The 16480-nt window shown below is 69.2% G+C and carries 15 protein-coding genes and 7 pseudogenes; 11 read left to right on the top strand and 11 right to left on the bottom strand.

Annotated features, from left to right (window positions below; all coding sequences use genetic code 11):
- Positions 1 to 391: 391 nt before the first annotated feature.
- Positions 392 to 634 carry an acyl-CoA dehydrogenase family protein gene (locus ACIRFL_RS39335; protein ID WP_404039073.1) on the bottom strand — a complete coding sequence of 81 codons (243 nt, stop codon included), beginning with the start codon at positions 632 to 634 and terminating at the stop codon, positions 392 to 394.
- Positions 635 to 1042: 408 nt separating this feature from the next.
- Between ACIRFL_RS39335 and ACIRFL_RS39330 the strand changes: the two genes are divergently transcribed.
- Positions 1043 to 1450, top strand: coding sequence for a hypothetical protein (locus ACIRFL_RS39330; protein ID WP_404039070.1), 408 nt, complete (start codon positions 1043 to 1045; stop codon positions 1448 to 1450).
- Between the two features lie 212 nt (positions 1451 to 1662).
- On the opposite strand, the pseudogene dmpG reads toward ACIRFL_RS39330, so the two are convergent.
- The 3 pseudogenes from dmpG to ACIRFL_RS39315 form a co-directional block, all read right to left on the bottom strand.
- Positions 1663 to 2678, bottom strand: a pseudogene (dmpG, locus tag ACIRFL_RS39325) (4-hydroxy-2-oxovalerate aldolase).
- Positions 2675 to 3563, bottom strand: a pseudogene (locus ACIRFL_RS39320) (acetaldehyde dehydrogenase (acetylating)). The pseudogenes dmpG and ACIRFL_RS39320 overlap by 4 nt, the downstream one beginning before the upstream one ends.
- 68 nt (positions 3564 to 3631) lie before the next feature.
- A pseudogene (locus tag ACIRFL_RS39315) lies at positions 3632 to 4451 on the bottom strand (2-keto-4-pentenoate hydratase).
- Positions 4452 to 4553: 102 nt separating this feature from the next.
- Between ACIRFL_RS39315 and ACIRFL_RS39310 the strand changes: the two are divergent.
- Positions 4554 to 5279, top strand: coding sequence for an IclR family transcriptional regulator (locus ACIRFL_RS39310; protein WP_404039087.1), 726 nt, complete (start codon positions 4554 to 4556; stop codon positions 5277 to 5279).
- Positions 5280 to 5529: 250 nt separating this feature from the next.
- On the opposite strand, the gene ACIRFL_RS39305 is transcribed toward ACIRFL_RS39310, so the two are convergent.
- Positions 5530 to 6387 carry a hypothetical protein gene (locus ACIRFL_RS39305; protein ID WP_404039068.1) on the bottom strand — a complete coding sequence of 286 codons (858 nt, stop codon included), beginning with the start codon at positions 6385 to 6387 and terminating at the stop codon, positions 5530 to 5532.
- Positions 6388 to 6605: 218 nt separating this feature from the next.
- Between ACIRFL_RS39305 and ACIRFL_RS39300 the strand changes: the two genes are divergently transcribed.
- On the top strand, positions 6606 to 7268 hold the full coding sequence (locus ACIRFL_RS39300) for a TetR/AcrR family transcriptional regulator (protein WP_404039065.1): 663 nt from the start codon (positions 6606 to 6608) through the stop codon (positions 7266 to 7268).
- An 8-nt stretch (positions 7269 to 7276) separates the two neighbouring features.
- Here the strand turns inward: ACIRFL_RS39300 and ACIRFL_RS39295 are convergent.
- Positions 7277 to 7570 (bottom strand): annotated as a pseudogene (locus ACIRFL_RS39295) (transposase); the annotation flags it as partial.
- On the opposite strand from ACIRFL_RS39295, the gene ACIRFL_RS39290 reads away from it, so the two are divergent.
- The 5 genes and pseudogenes from ACIRFL_RS39290 (at position 7552) to ACIRFL_RS39270 (ending at position 10574) form a co-directional block, all read left to right on the top strand.
- Positions 7552 to 7800, top strand: coding sequence for a hypothetical protein (locus ACIRFL_RS39290; RefSeq protein WP_404039085.1), 249 nt, complete (start codon positions 7552 to 7554; stop codon positions 7798 to 7800). The pseudogene ACIRFL_RS39295 and the gene ACIRFL_RS39290 overlap by 19 nt on opposite strands.
- Positions 7801 to 8049: 249 nt before the next feature.
- Positions 8050 to 9378 carry a family 78 glycoside hydrolase catalytic domain gene (locus ACIRFL_RS39285; RefSeq protein WP_404039062.1) on the top strand — a complete coding sequence of 443 codons (1329 nt, stop codon included), beginning with the start codon at positions 8050 to 8052 and terminating at the stop codon, positions 9376 to 9378.
- Positions 9379 to 9606: pseudogene (locus ACIRFL_RS39280) on the top strand (alpha-L-rhamnosidase C-terminal domain-containing protein); the annotation flags it as partial.
- Positions 9607 to 9888, top strand: a complete 282-nt coding sequence (locus ACIRFL_RS39275; RefSeq protein WP_404039059.1) for a hypothetical protein — start codon at positions 9607 to 9609, stop codon at positions 9886 to 9888.
- 302 nt (positions 9889 to 10190) lie between these two features.
- A complete protein-coding gene (locus tag ACIRFL_RS39270) occupies positions 10191 to 10574 on the top strand; it encodes a hypothetical protein (RefSeq protein ID WP_404039056.1) in 384 nt (127 codons plus the stop codon).
- Positions 10575 to 10634: 60 nt separating this feature from the next.
- Here ACIRFL_RS39270 and ACIRFL_RS39265 read toward each other — a convergent pair whose 3' ends face one another.
- A complete protein-coding gene (locus tag ACIRFL_RS39265; protein WP_404039082.1) occupies positions 10635 to 10781 on the bottom strand; it encodes an AraC family transcriptional regulator in 147 nt (48 codons plus the stop codon).
- A gap of 100 nt (positions 10782 to 10881) precedes the next feature.
- Between ACIRFL_RS39265 and ACIRFL_RS39260 the strand changes: the two are divergent.
- A pseudogene (locus ACIRFL_RS39260) lies at positions 10882 to 11102 on the top strand (transposase); the annotation flags it as partial.
- Between the two features lie 176 nt (positions 11103 to 11278).
- Here ACIRFL_RS39260 and ACIRFL_RS39255 read toward each other — a convergent pair.
- Positions 11279 to 12787: a monooxygenase gene (locus ACIRFL_RS39255; RefSeq protein WP_404039053.1), complete on the bottom strand. Its 1509-nt coding sequence runs from the start codon at positions 12785 to 12787 to the stop codon at positions 11279 to 11281.
- 65 nt (positions 12788 to 12852) lie between these two features.
- On the opposite strand from ACIRFL_RS39255, the gene ACIRFL_RS39250 reads away from it, so the two are divergent.
- Together ACIRFL_RS39250 and ACIRFL_RS39245 are read left to right on the top strand one after the other, a co-directional pair.
- Positions 12853 to 13515, top strand: coding sequence for a TetR/AcrR family transcriptional regulator (locus tag ACIRFL_RS39250; RefSeq protein ID WP_404039050.1), 663 nt, complete (start codon positions 12853 to 12855; stop codon positions 13513 to 13515).
- 264 nt (positions 13516 to 13779) lie between these two features.
- Positions 13780 to 15297, top strand: a complete 1518-nt coding sequence (locus ACIRFL_RS39245; RefSeq protein WP_404039047.1) for a SpoIIE family protein phosphatase — start codon at positions 13780 to 13782, stop codon at positions 15295 to 15297.
- On the opposite strand, the gene ACIRFL_RS39240 is transcribed toward ACIRFL_RS39245, so the two are convergent.
- From ACIRFL_RS39240 to ACIRFL_RS39230, 3 genes and pseudogenes are all read right to left on the bottom strand, one after another.
- Positions 15246 to 15518, bottom strand: a complete 273-nt coding sequence (locus tag ACIRFL_RS39240) for a hypothetical protein (RefSeq protein WP_404039090.1) — start codon at positions 15516 to 15518, stop codon at positions 15246 to 15248. The genes ACIRFL_RS39245 and ACIRFL_RS39240 overlap by 52 nt on opposite strands.
- 14 nt (positions 15519 to 15532) lie before the next feature.
- Positions 15533 to 15887: pseudogene (locus ACIRFL_RS39235) on the bottom strand (transposase); the annotation flags it as partial.
- 226 nt (positions 15888 to 16113) lie between these two features.
- The gene (locus ACIRFL_RS39230; RefSeq protein ID WP_404039044.1) at positions 16114 to 16434 is read right to left on the bottom strand and encodes a hypothetical protein; all 321 of its coding nucleotides are present in this window, start codon (positions 16432 to 16434) and stop codon (positions 16114 to 16116) included.
- Between the last annotated feature and the right edge of the window lie 46 nt (positions 16435 to 16480).

Genomic DNA, 16480 nt, shown 5'->3' with positions numbered 1-16480 from the left:
CGTCCTGTGGGCCATGATCCGTGACGGAGCGTGCTATCACGCTTCACCTACCGTCACGGCTGCGGCTTGACAACACGATTGGGATGTCCTTCCGGCGCGGTGCGGGGGTTTCGCGAGGTGTGTCGGCGGCGGGTTGCTCGCTCTCACATCGTCACCTGGGATCCGCACAAAGCTCCCGGCGGGCAGCGGTCACCTGGTGGTCACCAGGTGACACTTCTCTGCTCCCTCTTTTCGTAGCCCAGGCCGCCGCGGGCTCGCTGGGGCGGCCCAAGGTCTGCCGTCAGCGGGCCTGCTGGACCTCGGCCGGGGAAGCCGACCGAGCAGGCACAGCGCGGCGGGCGTGGGCGGTCGTGGCGGCTGACAACTCCCATGGCGGGCGGACTACTCGAACTCAGGCCGTCGCGTCGGCCGGGGACCGGAAGACCAGGTCGCGCTCCCAGCCGTCCTCCAGCCACTCCCGGCAGATCCGTAGATACTCCACTGGTGGGTCGGTGCGGACCATGACGACGAGAGGCGCCGCGCGACGGGCCTGGGTGATCATCGCCTTTGTGCCGTCGACGACGCACGTATCACCGTCTCGCTTCGCGGTGAGCCTGATGTTCTTCAGGTCGCTGCCCACCGAGGGCTCGGTCATCGCCATACCGCTCGTCCGCGTGCCCGCGGCGAGCCCGGGCAGATACTTCGGAGCCGCTTCGGAGTCGACCGAGTGCGGGCGGCCGTCCGCGGCTCGGCGGTTCGAGGACAGCCTGGTTCGACTGCATGAGGGGGCTGCCCTTGAACGACTCCAGTTCGGGGAAGCCGTCTGGGGAGTGTCGTCAAAGTGCCCCGCTCATCAGAGGCGATGTGAGGGTGGCGGCTTCTGGTAGAACCGGGCCGTGGCTCTTCGGAGCCAACTCGTAGACTTCTTCGTCCGACAGGGGCCTGTCCGCTGCCCGGACTACGGCTTGGAGCCCACTTTGTCCTTACGTACAGCTTGCATCCGTCCTATATCCCTTCTCCTGGCGACTGTGTTTGTGACCTCGGCGTCACCGGCTGCACGCTGATGGATCTCGCCCGGGACTGCGATGGGACCGACGCCGAGGTCGAGGAGATGGCAGCGCTCAACATCCTTGACTCCAGGCCCAACGAGGCCACCGTCGCCCGGGGCTTCGAGGAGGTCGACGCAGGCTGCTGGTCCGACAGCGGCGACGTCATGGTGTACGCCGAGCGGACATACGCCTTTCCCGGCGCACGGGCCGAAGTGGCAGCACACTACCGGACAGCAGCGCAACAGGACGGATGGAGCCCAGACCCCGAGGCTGCGCCCGACGACCTGAGCTTCGTCAAGGAGACCAAGAGCCTGCAGATCGTCTTCCTCACCGCCAAACTTCTCGCGGAAGAGGGCCATGGAAGCCGCCCCGACCTCACCACCGGTGCCGGTTACTCGATCAGCGTCGGCTCGTACGCATAGCGGCACCGAGGCGGGCTTCTGAAAGCCGACACCGAAGAGTCACGCCCACATCAGTAGCGAGGCGAGGGTGACGGCGGCCTGGTAGGACTCGGCGGTTTTGTCGTAGCGGATCGCGATGCCGCGCCATTGCTTCAAACGGTTGAAGCACCGGCCGGGCCCGTACCTCCGACTCTGGCGGTGCGGGCCTGTGTGCACGCGCCCGGACTCGCGCGTCAGGCCGGCGAGGCCTGAGCCACGAGGTCGAGGGCGATGTCAGTGATCATGTCCTCCTGGCCTCCGACCATCTTGCGGCGTCCGACCTCGACGAGGATCGCGCGGGTGTCGATGCCGTAGCGCTCGGAGGCCCGTTCCGCGTGGCGCAGGAAGCTGGAGTAGACGCCCGCGTAGCCGAGGGTCAGGTCTCGCGGTCGACCCGGACCTCGCGGTCCTGGAGCGCTCGTACGAGGTCGTCGGCGGCGTCCATGAGGGGGAACAGGTCGCAGCCGTGGTCCCAGCCCATGAGGTCGGCGACCGCGATGAACGCCTCCAGGGGGCAGTTGCCGGCGCCCGCGCCCTGTCCGGCGAGAGAGGCGTCGACACGGGTGACGCCGTTCTCGACGGCCACCACGGTGTTGGCGACACCGAGGGCGAGGTTGTGATGGGCGTGGATACCCAACTCCGTTGCCGTGTCCAGGACTTCGCGATAGGCGCGGAAGCGGTCGCGGACCCCGTCCATCGTCAGCCGGCCGCCGGAGTCGGTGACGTAGACGCAGGTAGCGCCGTAGGACTCCATCAGCCTGGCCTGGCGGGCCAGTTCGGCCGGTTCGGCCATGTGGGACATCATCAGGAACCCGGCGACGTCCATGCCCAGTTCGCGGGCGGCGGCGATGTGCTGGGCGGAGATGTCGGCCTCGGTGCAGTGGGTGGCGACACGGACCGAGCGGATGCCGAGCGAGTGGGCCTGCTTGAGGTCGTGGACGGTGCCGATGCCGGGCAGGAGGAGGGTGGTGGGGATCGCCTGGTGTACGGCTCCCGCCACCGCCTCGATCCACTCCCAGTCGGTGTGCGCGCCGACGCCGTAGTTGATGCTGGAGCCGGCCAGCCCGTCACCGTGGGCGATCTCGATCGCGGACACACCGGCGGCGTCGAGGGCTGCGGCGATGGTGCGGGCCTGGTCGACGGTGTAGCGGTGGCGGACGGCGTGCATGCCGTCCCGCAGGGTCACGTCCTGGATGTACAGAGGGGTCATCGGGAGGCCACCTCCGTGGCACGGTGGGCGGCCATGCGTTCCGCGGTGCGCAGCGCGGCCGAGGTCATGATGTCGAGGTTTCCGGCGTAGGCGGGCAGGTAGTGGGCGGCGCCCTCGACCTCCAGGAAGACGGAGACCTTGAGCGCGTCGCCCGTTCCGGGGGCGAGGGTGCGCAGCGGATCGTCGGCGACCACCTTCTCGTACTGCACCTTCTGCTTGAGCCGGTAACCGGGCACATACGCCTGGACCCGGCCGACCATCTCCTCGACCGACGCCGTGACGGCCTCGGTGGCGCAGTCGGAGACCAGGCAGTGCACGGTGTCCCGCATGATCAGCGGAGGTTCGGCCGGGTTGAGGACGATGATCGCCTTGCCGCGGGCGGCGCCGCCGACCTTCTCGACGGCGGCGGAGGTGGTCTCGGTGAACTCGTCGATGTTGGCGCGGGTGCCGGGGCCGGCCGAGCGGGAGGCGATGGAGGTGACGATCTCGCCGTAGTGGACGGGCGTCACGGCATTGACCGCGGCGACGATCGGGAATGGTGGCCTGGCCGCCGCAGGTGACCATGTTGACGTTCGGGGCGGTGAGGTGGGTGTCGCCGTTGACGGGTGGGACGACGTACGGCCCCAGCGCGGCGGGGGTGAGGTCGACGACCGTCTTCCCGTGTTCGCGCAGGACCTCGTCGTGGCGGCGGTGGGCGCCGGCCGAGGTGGCGTCGAAGACGATCTCCACGTCCGCGAACTCGTCCATGGCGACCAGGCCCTCGATGCCGTTGTGGGTCGTCGCGACCTTGAGGCGGCGGGCCCGGGCCAGACCGTCGGACGCCGGATCGATGCCCACCATGGCGGCGATGTCCAGGCTTTCCGACAGGCGAAGGATCTTGATCATGAGGTCGGTTCCGATGTTGCCGGAGCCGACGACGGCCACCTTGGTGCGGGCCGAAGGTGCGGTGGTGGTCACTGCTGTGCGGCCTTCCGGTCGTCGGGTACGGGTGCGAAGCCGACGCGTACGGAGCCGAGTCCGGAGATGGTCGCTTCGAAGCGGCTGCCGGGGAGGGCGGCGGCCATGGGGCCGAGGGCGCCGGTCAGCACGATGTCGCCGGCGCGCAGCGAGCGTCGACGCGAGCCACACGGCCGCGTTCAGGGGGCCGTCGAGACAGTCGGCACCGGTACCCCGGGAGACCTCTTCGCCGTCGCGGGTGAGGGTCATGCCTACGGCGCGGAGGTCGACCGAGGTCAGCGGCACGGGTGTGCCGCCGAGGACGAACAGGCCTGAGGAGGCGTTGTCGGCGACCGTGTCGACCAGGCTGATGTTCCAGTCGGCGATCCGGCTGTCGACGATCTCCAGGGCGGGGAGTGCGAAGTCCACGGCGCGCAGCACGTCGGCGACCGTCGTCTCGGCGTGCGGCAGGTCGGCGGCCAGAACGAGTGCGACCTCGGCCTCGATCTTGGGCTGGAGCAGGCGGCCGTGCGGCACGGTCCCGCCGTCGGGTACCGCCATGTCGGCCAGCAGTGCCCCGAAGTCGGGCTGGTCCACGCCGAGTTGGCGTTGAACGGCCGGTGAGGTGAGACCGATCTTGCGGCCGACGAGGCGTCGGCCCTGGGCGAGCTTGCGCTCGATGTTGATGCGCTGCACTGCGTAGGCGGCGTTGACATCTGCGGCCGGCAGCCGGCCGCGTACCGGCGGACACGGCGTGCGGGACTGCTCGGCGTCCCAGAGGGCGTCGGCCGTTTTGCGCGCCTCGGGGGATGGCGAGTCGGGTGATGGGGATGGCACGGGCGACCTCCGGGAGTGCGGGTGCAGCGATTCCTGGATAGACGACACTCGGCGAGAGTGGCAAAAGTCTGTTCCATGTCACGGAACAGTTCGAACGGCACCATGTTGGAGAAAGCGGTGCTTCTGCTGGAGTGCTTCAGGCCGACCGGCGGACCGTTCCGGCTTACAGAACTCGCGGAGCGTGCAGGCCTCGCCAAGAGCACCACGTCCCGCCTGCTGGGGTCCCTGCTGGGCCTCGGCCTGGTCGAACGCGGCGAGGACGGCTACCACCTGGGAGGCAAGCTCTTCGAGCTGGGCTCGCTGGTGCCGCGCCGCCGTGACCTGCGCGAGGCCGCCCTTCCCTTCTTGCAGGACTTGTTCGAGGCGACCCGCGCCACCGTGCATCTGGGCGTACGCGAAGGGCACGAGGTCGTCTACGTCGAGCGGATCCACGGTCATGACTCCCTCGCCCTCCCGTCGCGCATCGGCGGCACCTTGCCCCTGACCTGCACGGGTGTGGGCAAGGCGCTGCTGGCCTTCTCTCCGGCCGAGCTCGCCGACGAGGTACTCGCCGGCCCGTTGCCCCGACTGACCCGCCACTCCGTGACCGACCCGGACAGACTGCGTACGGCACTCGAACTGGCCCAGGTGTCAGGTCTCGCCTACGAGGAACAGGAGGCCGCCGAAGGGGTCAGCTGCATCGCGGCTCCGGTGTTCGGGGCCGGCGGCAAGGCCGTGGCGGCGCTGTCGGTGGCGGTCCCCCGAGCGAGCTTTCACCCGGCACGGCTGGCTCCGGCGGTGCGTACCGCCGCTCTCGGCGTGTCCCGCTCACTGCGCGGCGGCATCTGAACCGACTTCGCAACAGGGGGTTGTGCCGGCCATGCTAGAACGCCAGTTGCGATGACGACCGGGCAAGCAGCCACCATGGAAGCCCTCCGGTTGCTGTCGGCCGACGGACTCGTCACCATCGTCCCGCAGGTCGGCTGCAAACGCCATATCCTCGGGACCTTGGCGATCATGCACCGGTCCGGTACGTGACGGCCACCGTCGTCTTCGGCGAGGTGTTGACTGTCCTTCACGATCTATAGGAGCTATAGAGTCAAGTCAGGGCGGTGGCGGGAAGCTTGCCGCGGGGTGCAGAGGCGTTTGCGGTACCCAGGCAACGGTTGTCGTCGAACAGGCCCAGTTCGTAGTGCACGGTCTGCCCGTCGTGCCCGCTGACCGCGATCCCGATGTCATAAGTGCCGGGGTAGCGGACCTCGTCGAGGTAGGTCACGCGGTAGCGCCAGGGGAGGTATCGGGGGAGCGTCTTGGCGGCGCCGTCTCCCAGCAGGTCGTGTGTGTGGGACGCGATCGCCTCGTCGTACCAGCCGACCTGGGCGATGTAGTTGACGTGCCGGTTGAGATCGACGTCCCCGACGCGGGCGTGGACGGTGGCAGCGGCCGGGTAGTACTGCCGCTCGCGGCGGAGCGGATCGGGTTTCGTCTCGACTGCCGCACTTGTTCCCGGCAGTCGCAGTTCCTCGATGTCGGCAAGCAGCTCGTCCGGCAAGGCGATCGGCCCGGACTTGTCGGCGAGCACGATGGTGGCGTCGGCCGTGGCGACGAGGTGTCCGTCGACGAACATGCCTTGACCGTAGGTGTAGGAGGTCCGGCCGATCGCCCGGATTCCGGTGCCGATACGGATGGTGGCGCCGAAGGTGCCGAACGACGTCCACCGCTCGACGCCCTGGCCGACCAGCAGGATGCGGAAGGGCCCGAATCCGCCTTCGGCCACGAGCCGGTCGAAGCGCGGGAAGCGCAGGCCGACCCGGGGGTGCTCGAAAAGGCGGGTCAGCGCCTGGGTGCTCGTGGTCCCGTCCGGCGCGAGATCGCCGAATCGTTGCTCCACCTGCCGATGGTCAGGGAAGTCGTGCTCAGCCGGGACTGCGGTGGCCGACTGTTCGTCAATGGTCAACTGTGTTCCTTCCTTGTCACCACGTTACGGGCAGCGACCGCAAGCCGTGGATCAGCGCGCGATCCTTGAAGTCGGGGGTGGCTGCGGGGCATTGGGCTCATGCAGCTCTGTCATGAGCTCATTGGACCTCATGCACGCACCGCGCGCAACAGTGCGTTCAATGCCGCTTTCACTGCCTGATCGACGGAGCGCTCACTCCGCTCGACTAGGCTGCCGCCATGCGTCAGCGATGGAGCAAGCAGAGCATCCTGGATGCCGCAGTGGAGCTGCTCTCCGGTTCCGCGAGGGACGACGTGTTCAGCATGCGCAAACTGGCTGCCGAGCTGGGTACCGACTCCTCCAGCCTGTACCGCCACTTCCGCAACCGCACCGAGCTGATGCTCGCGATCGTGGACCATGTACTGGTCCAGGCCATGGACGGCTACCGGCGGCAGGGGACCTGGCGTTCGCGGCTCGTCGACCTGACCCTGCGCTCATGGGATGCGTACGCCGCGCTGCCGCAGCTGGCGAAGGACACCAGCCACTATCCGGGCAGCGGTCCCGGCAGCCGGCTGGTGATCGAGGAGACCCTGCAGGCCCTCAGCGACGCCGGGGTGCCCGAGGAACTCATCCCTGAGTGGTACCACCGGCTGGTGACCTTGTCCGTGTCCCTGATCTCCGCGCACGCGGCCGGCCAATCCTGCGGCCCGACCGAGCAAAAGCGGAGACTGGAATCCTTCCGAGTGATCACGCTGGGCGCCGACCCGGCAGACTTCCCCGCACTGGCTCACTATGGTCGCCGCATCGACCCCGTCGGTTTCACCCGCGATAGCTTCCTCGCCACTGTGGAACTGGTGCTGGACGCGGTACCGGCGCGCCAAGAACGAAGCGGTACCTCATAAGGACCCCGTCAGGTCTGTCTCGACCTTGATGTCGTGTGAGTCCTGCTGGGCAAGGGTTGCCGGCCCACCACCCCTGCCCGGCCGAGGCGGCGGTCCGGATCGGACGCTCGACCCCGCCGATGGGACGGCCTGCGGTCGAGCCGGGCCTTTCTCCAGGCCGTCAACGTCGGCTCGGGCAGGAACAACTCCCATTCCAACGGGCAGGAGGCGCTGTCGGAGGCCGCATGCACGCTGACGGCGACCTGGCGGTTGGCCCGTCCTTGCGCGTCACCGAGGCGAACGCATCGGCCGCGAGCAGCCCCAAGCGTCGGACCCTGACGGTGACGCACTCCGCTGCCGATGGTGGCAATACGCCGAGGCGGGGACCTACGCCGGCGACGTGACGGTCGCCGGCGCGGACTCCCTGAGCGCCTCGGTGAGGATCCCGCGCGATGCGCGCGCCGGCGACACAATCCATGTCATCCTCGAGGTCACCGACGACGGCGAGTTCCCCATCACCCGGTACCAGCGGGTCGTCATCACGGTCTGCTAGTAGGAACCCAAGGCTAGGGCTCGTCGGTGATCAACGACTTCCAGCGGGAACTCCGTGCCGGCCACCGCCGACAGGGTGGCCGGCCGAAGCGGGTCGCGCTCATCACGGCTGAACTACCAGCCCATGTCCCGGGCGACTTCGCTCTGAGCCGCGGCAATGTCCTCGGCGGTCGCCCCAGTCACATCGGGGGCCGCGGCCCACTCCGGCCGTCACAGCAGACCGGCCAGGGCCTGCTTCTGGGCTGGGTGGGTGACTGGTACCGAGTGGGCAGCGCCCGCGCTTCACAGCCACACCCGGCCCAGACGCGCCTTTCTCTTCAAAGGAACCCTGCGCCACGCCGAAGTCCTGGAACACGGAGAACTCGGCACACGGCCACTGCGCAACGCCGCGGCGACCGACAGGTACGTCCTCAGCGGCGGCGGGGAGGAGATCTGGGAACCGAAGTGGACGTTCCACGGTTTCCGCTACGTCGAAGTCGACAACTGGCCGGGCCCGTTCGCCCCCGAAGACGTGACGGCGGCCGTGATGCACACCGACATGGCACGGACCGGTGACTTCGCCACCTCCCACCCCCTGCTGCAGCGCTTCCACGAGAACGTCGTCTGGGGCATGCGCGGCAACTTCTTCTCCCTGCCGACCGATTGCCCTCAGCGCGACGAACGTCTCGGCTGGACGGGCGACATCCAGATCTTCGCCCCGACCGCCGCCTTCCTCTACGACTGTGACGCCTTCCTTCGGTCCTGGCTCGAGGACGTCAGGCTCGAACAGCGTGCCGCGGGCGGGGTGGTGCCGATGGTCGTGCCGGCGGTGATCCCGCAAGTACCCGGACTCCTCAAACCGGTTGCCGCATGGGGAGACGCCATCACCGTCGTACCGGCCGTGCTGTGGGAGCGTTTCGGGGACCACCAGACGCTCAGGGACTGTTACGCGTCCATGGCGGCCTGGGTGGAGGTGGTGCAGGACCGGGCGGGCAGCGCTCTGCTGTGGGAGGAAGGGCTGCAGTTCGGCGACTGGCTCGACCCCGACGCGCCGCCGGAGCGGCCCGGGGACGCCAAGACCGACGCAGGCATCGTGGCCACCGCGTACTTCTACCGTTCGGCGCAGCTGACCGCTCAAACCGCCGCTCTCCTCGGTCTGGAAGCCGACGCCCGTCACTTCGCCGACCTGGCGGAGCGAATCGCCGAGGCCTTCCGCGGCGCCTACGTCACGCCGCACGGCCGCATGATGTCCGACTCCCCCACCGCGTACGCACTGGCGATCGTCTTCCGCCTCGTCCACGACGAGCGGCTGCAAGCCATGGGCGACCGCCTGCGTGACCTGGTCCGTGCCGCCGGCTACCGCATCGCGACCGGATTCGTCGGGACCCCGATCGTCTGCGAAGCCCTGACGGCGACAGGCCATGCCGCCGCCGCCTCACGCCTGTTGACCCGGACGGAATGCCCGTCTTGGCTGTATCCCGTCACGATGGGCGCGACCACGGTGTGGGAACGCTGGGACTCCATGCTGGAAGACGGCTCGATCAACCCGGGCCAGATGACGTCCTTCAACCACTACGCCCTGGGTGCCGTGGCCGACTGACTGCACCGCGGCGTCGCCGGGCTCTCCCCGCTGGAACCCGCGTACCGGGCCATCCGCGTCGCGCCCACCCTGCTCGACGACCTGGACGACGCCTCGGTGTGGCACGAGACACCGTATGGACGCGCGGAAGCGGGATGGCGGCGCGACGGCGACGAGGTGTCCTTCCACGCCCGGGTTCCTCCGAACACGCGGGCCGTTGTCGAGTTGCCCTCCGGAGCGCGTCACGAGGTGGGCAGTGGCACGTACACCTGGGTGGAGCACCACCCCCGGCCGTCGTCACCGCGCAGCCCGCTGACTCTCGGCAGCGGCCTGGACACCGTCATCGACGACCCGGCGGCGTACCAGGCCGTGCTGGACGCGATCCGCGGCATCGACGAGGGGCGCGCGGAGGCGTTTCGCCGTACGACGCGCTGGTGGTGGGGCCGGGAACTGCGCGAGCCTCTGGACAAGGCGCCGTTGCCGGTCCTTGCAGCGGTGGAGAAGGCCCTCGCCGACCTACCGGTCCGGTGATCCGATGAACGCGCCGTCGGCCGCTCAGAACGGCCGACGGCGCGGGCGAGCGAGCACTTTGCCTCGGGTACGGAATGTCAACTACTTGAGCACCGACGGTCAAAGACATCATCGGGAACGTCCGCGACAGTGGGAGGACGGCTGGCGCCGGCCAGCACGAACGGAAACACCGGGGCATGCACACGCTCCTGATACCCCACGAGAAAGGTGACTCCACGATGCGTTCATGGTGTCGGGCGAAGGCCGGTTGGAGAGCGAACCTGTCGATGATGGCCGCGGGAGCGGGCGCTCTCCTCCTCGTCATGACCCTGCCCACGACGGCTCATTCGGCAGCGTCGTACATACTCGACTGCAGCACCACCGGGGCAACCGGCTATGCGGCGGTCAGCGGGCAGTACGGGCTGAACGACCCTCGTTCCAGGGGGCAGGTGTGGACGGTCACTCTTCAGGTGAAGGACACCGCTTCCGATGGTCACCACGTCCGTATCCGTCTTCTGACCCGGAGATACGAAGCACTCGACGCCATTCGCTACTGGACGTGGCACCCCAACTATGACGGCTACGGCACGACCAGGACGTTCAACACAACGGCGCAGGACACCGTGGACGGCGTCAGCGGCATCGGCATCGAAGCCGCCACCTTCGAAGGCACGCGGCGACTCCACTCCTGCACCGACTGGGCCTGACGACCTACCACACCGCTCCGCGGCCCGCCCCGAAGACGGAGCGCGCCGATTCGCGAGCGGTTATGGTCGCTGACTGTAAGAGCGGGCGAACTGGGCTGGCGTTTGGCCGTACCGCTTCCTGAAGGCCCTGATGAAGTGACTGCTGTCCGCGAACTGCCAGTGCGCCGCGAGTTGGTTACGTCCTGAGAAGTGGTGTAGGGGCCCCACGTGATCCGGGCGTTTGCCCCGGCGTCGGAGTGAGTGCCCGGATATTGGAACGGCCACCGGCTGATCTTCGAGATGTCGAAGCTCGAAGGAGATCAGCACGATGACCGCACCAGACAGTCTGCCCCTGCACGCCCTCGCGGAAGTCAACCTCGCCGCGGCGAGTCCCGATCTGCTGCGCGCGATGGTCAAGACGTTCGCCGACGCGCTCATGTCCGCCGAGGCCGACGTTGTCTGCAACGCCGAATACGGCAGGTCAGCGACGAGCGAGTCAACCACCGCAACGGGTGCCGCCCACGCGAGCGGGACACCCGGGCGGCCACGGAGCCTGGCTCGGTGCGTGAACTGTCTACCCAGGTACCGCCGGTGTGTGCGAAGGCCGGGCTGGACACAGACCACCCACCCCGCCCCGGACGGCAAGGGCATCGTCACAGCATGGGTGGCGTGGTCCCCTGCCCCGACGGCCCGGGCTTCGGCGTCCCAGGCGGTCCTTCCGGCGCTCAGGAGGGCGTTCCGCCCCAGGCGGTCAGCGCCGCGCGCCGCTCGTCACGGCGTGCGGTGATGCCGACGGTGCGCGTGGCCCAGGCGATGTGGCCGTCGGGACGTACGAGGATCTCGGTCACTCCCTCCAGGTCCGCGTGGTCGTCCCGCTTCGTGACGGTGACGGCGATGACGCGTGATCCCCAGCCCGTGACGTCCGCACCGGGTTCCGGGTCGGCCGCGAGATCGAGGTGGACGAACCGGCCCTGGTACAGCAGTTCGTAGACCCGCACCGGCTGAGATGCCGCGGTGGTGAGCCCCAGGTCGGGCATCCGCGCTCCCACCAGCGGGTCGGCCCCGGGGCTCGCCGGCGGGTAGGCGGTGCCGAGCGCGGAGACCCGGGCGGCGAGCTTGCGGTTGACCTCTTCCATGTGCAGGAGTTCGTCGAAGAGTTCACGCAGGGCCGCGGCGGGCCGCTGGTACTGCGGCACCAGTGTCAGCTCCGCGAGCAGCGTCTGCACCTCGGTGTTCTCGGTGACTGCCCGGCCGACCGGGTTGCGCTCCTCGTCGTAGCTGTCCAACAGCCCGGGCGGGGCCCAGCCGTTGACAGCAGCGGCCAGTTTCCAGCCGAGGTTCATGGCGTCCTGGAGGCCGGTGTTGAGTCCCTGGCCCGCCGCGGGGAAGTGGATGTGGGCGGCGTCGCCCGCCAGCAGAATCCGGCCACAGCGGTAACTCTCCGCGAGGCGGGTGGCGTTGCCGAAGCGCGAGAGCCAACGGGGCTCGGCGATACCGCAGTCGGAGGCGCAGATCCGGACCAGGGACTCACGGAACTCCTCCAGAGTCACCGGCTCACCGGACGGTACCCGCATCCGCTCCGGATCCACGCAGACCAGCCGGGTCAGACCGTCCTCCAGCGGCGCGACCAGCACGCCAGAGGCCCGGGCCGCACCGAGGACCGCCGGGTCGGTGCCGATCACGGCGAAGTCGCCGAGCACACCGGTAAGCGTCTCGTCGGTGCCCGGGAAGCCGATCCCGGCCGCCTCCCGCACCCGACTGCGTCCGCCGTCGCACCCGACCACGTACCGGGCGTGGACGCTGTCGACGCCACCGGGCCCCCGCACCTGCACCTTCACGCCGTCGCCGTCCTGGCTCACAGCGACGACCTCATGACCGCGCAGGATCTCCACACCCAGTTCTCGGGCCCGCTCCGCAAGCAGCGCCTCGGTGCGTGCCTGGGGGATGAAGAGCGTGTAGCCGTGCCGGGAGTCCAGCACGGAAAAGTCCAGATGGGTGGGGAGCTGGGCGAAATGCCAGCCGGGCACGGTCCGGCCGAGCGGCAGGAACCGGTCGACCAGGCCACGCTGGTCCATCAGCTCCAGGCTGCGCGGATGCAGGGTGAGTGCCCGCGAGTTCCGCTGCGGCTCCATGCGCCGCTCCAGGATCCGGGTGCGCACACCGGCCAGTGCCAGCTCGCACGCGAGCATCAGCCCGGTCGGTCCCGCGCCTACGACGATCACATCGACGTTCATCAGAGTCACCCTCCCGCATTTCGTGAACATCGTTCACGTGAACGATGTTCACTATAGTGAGGCGCATGAGTTCCCCGTCAAGCCCGACCCGAGGCCGGCCCCCGCGACTCGACCGCGCCCGCACCGTGCAGACAGCCCTTGACCTCCTGGACCGGTCAGGGCTCGACGCATTGACCATGAGGCGGCTCGCAGACGCGATGGACGTGCAGGCCGGTGCGCTGTACCGCTACTTCGCCACCAAGCAGGACCTGCTGACCGCAATGGCCGAGCACATGATGGACGGCGTCACGGACGCCGCCGCCGAGACACCCGGCGGCGACTGGAGCGAACAGCTGGCCACCCTCGCCCGAGCGATGCGTACGGCCCTGCTCGCGCGTCGCGACGGTGCGCGGGTGTTCGCCGGCACCCACGCGACGGGGGCGAACACCCTCGGCTTCGCCGACACGGTCGTGGGTGTGATGCGGGCGGCAGGCTTCCCCGACGACGACGCGGCACGGGCACTCCACACCATGGCCAACTTCACCGTGGGCCACACGCTGGAGGAGCAGGCCGCCCTCCAGCCGGGAGACCAAGGCACGGCGGACCCGGGCCTCCTCGCCGACGCGGTGACAGCCGGGACCTACCCGCACCTCAAAGCCAGCCTGCCCACGCTCACCGGCACCGACTTCACCCGGCTCTTCGAGTTCGGACTGGACCTGCTCATCGAGGGACTGAGAGCACGGCACTGAACCGGACCAGACGGACACACCACACCGGGTACGGAGGGCGAGTTGGAAAGGCGGGTGTGATCACGTCGTGGCCCGGCGAGTGCGGTCCGGGTGCCCGGTCGCTCTGGTCGCTGCACAAGCCACGCCCGGCAGCCCCGAAAGGCGTTGCCCGACCGGACCGGTGCTCACGGCTCGGCCGTTCCCGGGCTCGTGCCCGCGTCCGCTCGGGAGCGGTCCGGGTGTGGACCCGGTGGCCGATGCCCTGCGCCGGCGGTGAGTCGCCCGATGTCGCGGATGCGCGCCTTGGAGGACACTGGGATGCGGCGTGACGCCTGGGCCGAGCGAGGTTTGAACACTATGGGTGCACGACACGTAACGAATCGCAGTGACTCGTCCGGTGGGCCCGCGGCGCGGCAGCGGGCCCTGGGCCAGGAGGGACGGCGGGCGTTGCGATGCTTGTCGCCACCTGCGGGGGAAGAGGTCCACTCCCTGATGGTCGTCCCTCTGGTCACTCAGGACCGGGGCCTCGGCCTGGCCACGCTCTGCCGCTGGGGTGCCGAGCGCAGACCGTTCGATGCCGACGACCTGACCCTCGCCACGGCACTCGCCCGGCGCACGGCCGTGTGTCTGGACAACGCCCGTCGCCATCTACGCGAGCACAACTCGCTGGTCACCCTGCAGCATGTCCTGCATCCGGACAGACTTCCCCCGCACCAGGCGCTGGAGGTGTGGCACACCTACGTGCACGCGGGATCCGCCGGCGACTGGGTCGACACCGTGCCACTGTCCGGCGCCCGGGTGGCCCTCGTGGCCGGCCGGGTACCCGGGCGCGGCATCCAGCCCGCAGCGGCGGCGGGACGGCTTCGCGCCACCGTGCACACACTGTCGGACCTGGACCTGGAACCGGACGAACTACTCGCGCGGCTCGATGACGTTGCACGTCGTCCCGGCATGGTCAACGACGCCGGAAAGAACGACGACCAAGCGCGGTCGGCGCAGGACGCAGAGTCCACTCACACGCCGGAACACGGCGCCACATGCCTCTATCTGATCTACGACCCCACAACGCGCCGCTGCTCCATGGCCAGCGCCGGCCATCCCTGGCCCCTCATGGTGCACCCGGACGGCACCGTTGGGACCGTGGACCGTCCGGTGGGCGACGCGTTGTGTTCCCCCGGACCGCCTTTCGCCAGGGCGGAGTTCGAGCTGCCCGAGAACTCGACACTCGTGCTGTACACCCCGGGACTCCTCCAACAACACCAGGGCCCGGGCAGTGAGGGTCTTCAGCGTCTGACCGCGCTGCTCACCCGCTCCCCCGGCTCCCCCGGCTCCCTGCAGGCGACGGGCAGGATGCTGACCGAGGAGCTGCTTCCTGTCCGCCCCCACGACGACGCCGCAGTTCTGGTCGCCCGCACGCACGCGCTGGGACCGGACCATGTGGCGTCATGGGATCTGCCGAGCGATCCGGCCGTCGTCTCCCAGGCCAGGGCCCTGGCGACTCGGCAGCTCGCGGCGTGGGACATGAACGAGGCAAGCTTCACCACAGAGCTCATCGTGAGTGAGCTCGTCACCAACGCGATCAGGCACGGCACACCGCCGGTGACGCTCCGACTGGTCCGCAGCCACGTTCTGACGTGCGAGGTCTTCGACGGCAGCGGCGCGTCACCGCGGTTGCGTCACGCTCGCACCTCCGACGAAGGCGGCCGCGGGTTGCTCCTTGTCGCGCGGTGCTCGAAACGGTGGGGGACCCGCTACACACAGGACAGCAAGATCGTCTGGGCGGAACAGAGCAGCACGCCCTGAGCGGGGTCGATGACGGTCACGCCGCCGGCGCGGGCGGCCCGGCGCAGGGCGGTTCTGCGGGCGGGGTCCCTGATCGCCTGCGGGGCCCGCTGTGTGCAGCGGGACAGGTGCAGCGGGTGGGCGGCCGCGCAGTCGACGGCGTCGAGCTTCGGCCACGGCGTGTCGAGGAGGACGGCCACCGAGGCGCCGGTGGCGGGACGTCGCGGAAGCCGGCTGTCCACTGTTGCCGGGGGTTGACCCGCGGGAACTGGCGTCCGAGCATGTCGGCGACCACGTTGAGCTGAGTGCGGACCGCCTCGGCTGTGGTCTGCGCGAAGATGGTCCGGATGGTCGCGGGGACCATCTCCCCGGAGCCCTTTTCGCTCCAGCTGAAGACGCCCCGCACGAAGTGAACCCGGCAGCTTTGCCGGGCTGAGCCGAGGAAGACGGCGCGGATCGCGGCCACCAGCCCGAGGATTTCGCGGTGCCCCGTGACGGAGACACCGGTAGCGATGACCACGGCCTGGGACACGATCCGATAGCGGCCGTTCCTTGAACGCGGTCAGCTCGGCGTCGAGTTCGCCGCAGATCCGCGACACCTGCGATGAGGTCGCCGGCCCGGGCTCGTCGCGTGCGCGCGTGGGGCAGTCCAGATGGTCCAGGATCCCTGCACGGCAGAGGGCCCGCGGCCATGGTGGCTGCGGGCCTCTGGTGGTGCGGGTGGTCAGGAGCGACGGGTCTTGCTGAGGACGATGTCCAGGCACCGCCGGGAAGGCCGCCCATGGGGTCGAAGTCCTCGATGGTCGCGCCGTGTTGTTCGGCGGCGCGAGCAGCTGCTCAGCGGCCGATCTCGGCCCATCCGTAGCTGAGCGAGGAGTTCACCGAGGTGCAGTATGCGTAGGACCAGACACCGCCGCCGACTTTCTTCCACAGGCCAGGGACGGTCTTGCCGTTCTTGCACTTCGCCATGGCCCTGAAGGAGGGGTTGCCGTCTGCGGAGCTGCAGTAGGTGCCGAAGGTGTTGGAATCCGACCACGGCTGGCAGTTGGGCGCCGCATAGGCGGCAGTGGCCGGGGACAGGACGGTGAGTGCTGCCGCCAGGCCCAGCACACTGATACCGGCTGCCGTTGTTGCACGCAAGCGATGACGGATCGTCACTGTTTCCTCCTGATGGGTTCCGATCACGGAAGACGAGGGCGGGGGT

The organism is Streptomyces sp. NPDC102462, from assembly GCF_044765425.1.
Taxonomy (GTDB): Bacteria; Actinomycetota; Actinomycetes; order Streptomycetales; family Streptomycetaceae; genus Streptomyces.
The sequence above is the reverse complement of the archived record's forward strand: the minus strand, read 5'-3'. Positions and strand labels throughout refer to the sequence as shown.